The 599-nt window shown below is 40.6% G+C and carries 1 protein-coding gene; it reads right to left on the bottom strand.

Annotation, left to right across the window (positions count from 1 at the left end; genetic code table 11):
• The coding region (locus FCS21_RS17595; protein ID WP_503328517.1) for a hypothetical protein at window positions 1-584 on the bottom strand (584 nt) is incomplete at its 3' end.
• Window positions 585-599: the final 15 nt, after the last annotated feature.

The following is a 599-nucleotide window of genomic DNA, read 5'->3' as shown; positions in this document are numbered from 1 at the left end:
TCTGTTGCGTATAGTTCTTGGAGCTGCTCTTCCGCGAGATCTTTGACCCATTGCTGACGTGTTTCATCTTTTTGCAGACCGCCTAATTTTTTCAGTAGTTTCGTTTGTAACAGAGAGAGTCTGTGGTGCAAGGGAAGTTGTTCATTTGTTTCTTTATACCATTGGCGAATCGATTCCTTCGATAGGATCGTACGACCATTTATTTTCATATCACGGAACAAGGGACCGTAGCTTGTGATGCTTTGGATATAGCGATCAATCTGATCCACTAAGGTCAATCCGCTTTTCATCACTTGTATCGGATCTTTTTCGCCTAGCAAAAAACCACTTTCCTGTTGCTGTTCGTCTAATAAAGAAAACTCTGGCAACAGCTGTGAAATATAATTTTTGAATGTTTGTGTAGGCACACCACTTTCACCTAATGAAGGTAATACAGTCGAGATATAATCAGAAAACAAATGGTTTGGTGAAAATAGAAGCACGTTTTCTGCCTCTAGCCATTTGCGATTATGATACAACAGAAAAGCAATACGTTGAAGCAGAGCAGACGTTTTTCCGCTTCCGGCGATTCCTTCAATCAGCATCACTTTACTTGTTGT

The sequence above is a fragment of the Colwellia ponticola genome (assembly GCF_005885605.1).
Taxonomy (GTDB): Bacteria; Pseudomonadota; Gammaproteobacteria; order Enterobacterales; family Alteromonadaceae; genus Colwellia; species Colwellia ponticola.
Note: the sequence above shows the minus strand (reverse complement) of the source record. Positions and strands in the feature narration are given on the sequence as shown.